This is a genomic window from Mesorhizobium sp. M4A.F.Ca.ET.090.04.2.1, from assembly GCF_003999085.1.
Classification (GTDB): Bacteria; Pseudomonadota; Alphaproteobacteria; order Rhizobiales; family Rhizobiaceae; genus Mesorhizobium.
Window position 1 is genome coordinate 1 of the sequence record NZ_RZOT01000439.1, and the last position, 5,245, is coordinate 5,245.

The following is a 5,245-nucleotide window of genomic DNA, read 5'->3' on the forward strand; positions in this document are numbered from 1 at the left end:
TCGAAAAGCAGCGCGACTTCGCCAAAACGCCGCCGGGCGCGGTGCTTGACGGGCGCGATATCGGCACCGTCGTGTGTCCCGACGCCGACATCAAGCTCTACGTGACGGCGAGCGCCGAGGTGCGGGCCAGGCGCCGGCTGGCGGAGATCGAGAGCATCGGCGGCAGCGCCGATTTCGCCACCATCCTGGCCGACATCGAGCGCCGCGACGAGCGCGACATGGGCCGGGCCGACTCGCCGCTCAAGCCGGCTGCCGACGCGCACTTGCTTGATACGTCTGAAATGGCTATAGAGGCCGCGTTTCTGGCGGCTATGGCGATCATCGACGACGTCCTGGCCAAGAGAAGCAGAGCCTGAGCCAGGTTTTTCCTCGTGTTTCCGTTGCCGGAGGCGAAGAAAATACCCATATCGGGCACAAACCAGCCTGCCAGCATTCTTCATGCGCCGGACTTGCCGCCAAATGCGGCCAAGGGCTTTTAGCCCGGAACGCCGGCAGGCTCACGCAACGCTAACCAACGGCGCCCACTCCGCGAAAGACGCGGAGTATTCCAGGAGAAACAATGTCAGCTGCTAATCCGTCTCGCGACGATTTCGCGAGCATGCTCGAAGAATCATTCACCGCCGGCCATTCCGGCGAGGGCCAGGTTGTCCGGGGCACGATCACCGCGATCGAAAAGGACATGGCCATCATCGATGTCGGCCTCAAGGTCGAAGGCCGCGTGCCGCTGAAGGAGTTCGGCGCCAAGGGCAAGGACTCCTCCCTCAAGGTCGGCGACACCGTCGAAGTCTATGTCGAGCGCATCGAGAACGCGCTTGGCGAAGCCATGCTGTCGCGCGAGAAGGCTCGCCGCGAGGAGAGCTGGGTGCGCCTCGAGGAGAAGTTCACCAAGGGTGAGCGCGTCGAAGGCGTCATCTTCAACCAGGTCAAGGGCGGCTTCACCGTCGACCTCGACGGCGCCGTGGCGTTCCTGCCGCGCAGCCAGGTCGATATCCGCCCGATCCGCGACGTCTCGCCGCTGATGCACAACCCGCAGCCCTTCGAGATCCTCAAGATGGATCGCCGCCGCGGCAACATCGTGGTGTCGCGCCGCACCGTGCTCGAGGAGAGCCGCGCCGAACAGCGTTCGGAAATCGTGCAGAACCTCGAAGAGGGCCAGGTGGTCGAGGGCGTGGTCAAGAACATCACCGACTACGGTGCGTTCGTCGACCTCGGCGGCATCGACGGCCTGCTGCATGTCACCGACATGGCATGGCGCCGCGTCAACCATCCGACCGAGATCCTCAACATCGGCCAGACGGTCAAGGTGCAGATCATCCGCATCAACCAGGAAACCCACCGCATCTCACTCGGCATGAAGCAGCTCGAGAGCGATCCGTGGTCGGAGATCGGCACCAAGTTCCCGATCGGCAAGAAGATCAAGGGCACCGTCACCAACATCACCGACTACGGCGCGTTCGTCGAGCTGGAGCCGGGCATCGAGGGCCTCATCCACGTTTCGGAAATGTCGTGGACGAAGAAGAACGTGCACCCCGGCAAGATCCTGTCGACGACCCAGGAAGTCGACGTGGTGGTGCTCGAGGTCGATCCGGCCAAGCGCCGCATCTCGCTCGGCCTCAAGCAGACGCTGGAGAACCCGTGGGAAGCCTTCGCGCGCACCCATCCGGTCGGCAGCCAGGTCGAGGGCGAGGTCAAGAACAAGACCGAGTTCGGCCTGTTCATCGGCCTGGAAGGCGACGTCGACGGCATGGTCCACCTCTCCGACCTCGACTGGACCCGTCCGGGCGAGCAGGTGATCGAGGAGTACAATCGCGGCGACGTGGTCAAGGCGCAGGTGCTCGACGTCGACATCGAGAAGGAGCGCATCTCGCTCGGCATCAAGCAGCTGGCGCGTGACACGGTCGGTGAAGCGGCGACTTCGGGCGAACTGCGCAAGAACGCCGTCGTCACCTGCGAGGTCATCGGCGTCAAGGACGGCGGGCTGGAAGTGCGGCTGGTCGACAGCGGCATCGAGACCTTCATCAAGCGCTCCGACCTTTCCCGCGACCGCGACGAGCAGCGCCCCGAGCGCTTCACCGTCGGCCAGAAGGTCGACGCCCGTGTCATCGCTTTCGACAAGAAGACCCGCAAGCTGCAGGTCTCGATCAAGGCGCTGGAAATCGCCGAGGAGAAGGAAGCGGTCGCCCAGTACGGCTCGACCGACTCCGGCGCCTCGCTGGGCGACATCCTGGGCGCGGCGCTGAAGAAGCAGGGCAACTAGAGCATTCCAGGAAAACCGCGCGGCGGTTTTCCGTCCGGAATTGCTTGAGCCTCTTCGCCCAACCTCAAAGAAAACCCCGCCGGAGCGATCCGGCGGGGTTTTTCTTTGGCGGGATGTCCAGAACGGTCCATCGTTTCATGGAAACGCCGACCCGCTCCGGCTTTGTTTTGGGCTATTGCGAACGGAAGACCGTTTCACACTTTTCCTGGAATTGCTCCGGAAAATCAGGCCCGACCGTAGAGCGGCACCAGCGTGCCGCTCATCGCCAGATTGGCGGGCGAGGCGAGATAGGCGATAGCCTCGGCGGCGGCTTCGAGGCTCACCCATTTGGTGAAGTCGGCGTCCGGCATGTCGGTCCGGTTGGCCGGCGTGTCGAGCGTCGAAGGCGCCACCGCGTTGACCAGTATGCCCTTGTGCTTCAGCTCCTCGGCCATCGCCACCGTCATCGCCGCGACCGCCGCCTTGCTGGCGGCATAAGCGACCATGCCAGAACCGCGCCTTGGATCGAGCCCGGCGCGCGCCGTGACGTTGACGATGCGCCCCGCCGTGCCCGAAGTCAGCATCGAGCGGATCGCGGCACGGCAACAGAGAAACGTCGTGCGGGCGTTGGTGTCCATCATCTCGGCGAAGGAGGCCGATTCGATCTTCTCCACCGGCGCCATGGCAAAGCCGCCGGCGAGGTGGATCGACCCCCAGAGGTCGGGAAGCTGGTGGTAGAAGGCCTCGACCTTGGCGGAATCCGACAGGTCGACATTGTGCGCCAGCCTGACGCGGTCATGGGCGGCAAAGGGAAAGTGCGGAGGCGCCGCGGCATGGGCATTGGGGACATGGCAGATCGCGCCCTGATCCAAGAGCTTGCCGACAACCGCGCCACCCAGCGCCCCCGTGCCGCCGGTCACCACGATATGCCTGCCGTCCAGTGTTTCCGTCATATTCGACTGCTCCAGTCCATTTCACGCTTGCGCCACGCCGGCGCCGAACCTCGCGCCTTTCGCGCCGTCACTCAACTGAAATTTCGTTGACGCTAATTCACCGTTTCAGTTCGCCGGCCAACCGTCGAGGATCGCATCCCAGAGCAGGCGATCGCCCGTCGCCGGACGCTCGGCCTTGTGCGTCAGCTTGTGCAGCCAGAAACGATCATGGACCGCGCGATGCGCTGCCTCGTCGAGCGGCTCGAAAAGCAGCCATTGCAGCTCGTGCGGCCGGTCGGCGCCGACCTGCGGCCTGGCTAGGAACTCGCGCCGAAGCCGCCGATGCAAGAGAAGCGCTGCCTCGAAATGGTAGGGGAACATGAAGTAGTCATGAAGCCCGTCATGGGCCTTCCAGTAGTCGGCGAGGCCGCAAAGAACGGTCTCGACCAGCGGGTGGCCCTTGCGGGCATGAATGAACCAGGTTTCCACGAGCCGGGGATGGCGACCGGTCTCGCGCAGAATGTAGAAATCCTCGCCTTCGATCTCCGGCGGCACGGGCTGCCGCAGCAGGATCGTGGCATCGAGCCATGTCCCGCCGTGCCGGGCCAGCAGGTCCAGCCGGACGAAGTTGGAAAAATGCTGGCTGCTCATCAGCCCGCGCCGGCGCTTGTCCCAGACATGGCCGGGAAGGTCGGTATGATCCTCGACGGTCCTGTCGTCGAGGACGATGAGTTCGCGTTCGCCCCTGTGGCGGGCCACTGAGCGCAGGCACGCCCTGACCACCGGCGGCGCCGCGTCGGCGCCTTGCGCCCAATATTGCCAGATCGGACCAAGGTCGCCAGGCGTGCTGGCGGAGCACCACCGCGAATGATCGACGGCGATGTGCCGCACCCGATGCAGCCTCTTGCGGGACCAGGTCATGCACAGCTTGGCGGCGCGTTTGCGCAGCGGCCAGGGCAAGATCGGCGAGGACGCCGCCCGGCGCAGCGGCGCAAGATAAGGGAACCTGAGCGGATCACGGAACGGCGCTGCTTCGCTGAAGAACGAGCCCGCCGCGCCATCGTCTGTTGCCACGGTGCTCAATCCACCGTGATTTCGATGACCCGCGGCTTGCCCGCCGCCCGGGCGCGCTTCAGCACATCCGCCAGGCCGTCGGCGCAGGCAAGCCGCTCGGCAGCGATGCCATAGGCCTCGGCCAGCTTGCAGAAATCCGGCGGCGCCGGCGAGACGCCGACCGGCTCGACGCCGACATCGAGCATCGAGGTCTCGATTTCGCGATAGCCGCGATTGTTCCAGACGACGAAGATGACCGGGGCATCGGCATCGAGCGCGGCACCCAGCTCCGGCAGAGTGAACTGGAAGCCGCCATCGCCGGTCAGGCAGACGACCGGCGCCTCCGGCACGGCAAGGGCCGCGCCGATCGCCGCGGGCGGACCGTAGCCCAGCGCGCCGAAGCCGGTCGCGGCGTTGAACCAGCCGCCGGGTCGATCGTGGTCGTAGTAGAGGTTGGCGGCATAGACCGGCTGCGTCGAGTCGCCGACGATGATGGCGCCGGGCAGCGCATCGCGGATCGCCTCCACGGCGCGCATCTGCGCCACATAGTCCGGCCTCAGCTCGGCGAACGCGGCCTCTCGTGCCGCGGCCGCCCAGGCATTGCCGTCTTGCGCGGCGACGGGATCTGAGCCGAGCTCCGCCAGCAGGGCACCAAGCGCCTCAGCGCAATCGGCCCGGATACCGACCGTCACCGGACGGCGCGCGAGCTGGTCGGCGCCGATGTCGATGCGGATCAGATTGGCGGGCAGGACAAAGCCGCCATCGCCATAGCCGTCATAGTCGGTCGCGCCGAATTCGGTGCCGGCGGCGATGACAAGATCGGCCTCCGCCATCAGCGCGCGCACCGCCTTCAGGCTGGGGCTGGCCGGCACGCAGAGCGGATGGCCATGCAGCAGGCCGCGCGCGTTGGTCGTTTCGACGACCGGCGCGCCGAGCCTCTCGGCCAGAAGCCGCAAGGGCGCCTCGGCCCATTTTGCGCCGCCGCCGGCCAGGATCAGCGGGCGGCTCGCGGTCTTGCAAAGAC

At 65.9% G+C, this 5,245-nt stretch carries 5 protein-coding genes; 2 read left to right on the forward strand and 3 right to left on the reverse strand.

The features are described from left to right. The coding region (locus EN781_RS25000) for a (d)CMP kinase (protein ID WP_127400419.1) at positions 1-356 on the forward strand (356 nt) is incomplete at its 5' end. Between the two features lie 203 nt (positions 357-559). Further along, complete coding sequence (rpsA, locus tag EN781_RS25005) at positions 560-2,257, forward strand: 30S ribosomal protein S1 (RefSeq protein ID WP_126056886.1); 1,698 nt, start codon at positions 560-562, stop codon at positions 2,255-2,257. 224 nt (positions 2,258-2,481) lie between these two features. Here rpsA and EN781_RS25010 read toward each other — a convergent pair whose 3' ends face one another. The 3 genes from EN781_RS25010 to EN781_RS25020 form a co-directional block, all read right to left on the reverse strand. Continuing rightward, the gene (locus EN781_RS25010) at positions 2,482-3,189 is read right to left on the reverse strand and encodes an SDR family NAD(P)-dependent oxidoreductase (RefSeq protein ID WP_126056887.1); all 708 of its coding nucleotides are present in this window, start codon (positions 3,187-3,189) and stop codon (positions 2,482-2,484) included. Between the two features lie 105 nt (positions 3,190-3,294). Further along, positions 3,295-4,242 (reverse strand): capsular polysaccharide synthesis protein, encoded by a 948-nt coding sequence (locus EN781_RS25015; protein WP_126056888.1) that lies wholly within the window; start codon positions 4,240-4,242, stop codon positions 3,295-3,297. A 5-nt stretch (positions 4,243-4,247) separates the two neighbouring features. Continuing rightward, the coding region (locus tag EN781_RS25020; protein ID WP_245492649.1) for a thiamine pyrophosphate-dependent enzyme at positions 4,248-5,245 on the reverse strand (998 nt) is incomplete at its 5' end.